Here is a 229-nt window from a genome sequence, read left to right on the forward strand (position 1 = left end):
GGTTCGAATCCAGCTAGCCCAGCCATTTAAGAGCCATTAGCTCAGTTGGTAGAGCATCTGACTTTTAATCAGAGGGTCGAAGGTTCGAGTCCTTCATGGCTCACCATTTTTAAAATGAAATATGCGGGTGTGGCGGAATTGGCAGACGCACCAGACTTAGGATCTGGCGCCTTTGGCGTGGGGGTTCGACTCCCTTCACCCGCACTCTTAATTAAATAAGCAATAAGTC

General features: G+C 48.5%; 2 tRNA genes. Both read left to right on the top strand.

The features are described 5' to 3' along the window. Positions 1–30 precede the first annotated feature (30 nt). Positions 31–106: transfer RNA gene (locus MR076_RS26200), tRNA-Lys, on the top strand. Between the two features lie 17 nt (positions 107–123). Beyond that, positions 124–204 (top strand) — tRNA-Leu (locus MR076_RS26205). Positions 205–229 lie beyond the last annotated feature (25 nt).

This window comes from Bacillus cereus group sp. BfR-BA-01380, assembly GCF_022663535.1.
Classification (GTDB): domain Bacteria; phylum Bacillota; class Bacilli; order Bacillales; family Bacillaceae_G; genus Bacillus_A; species Bacillus_A cereus_BB.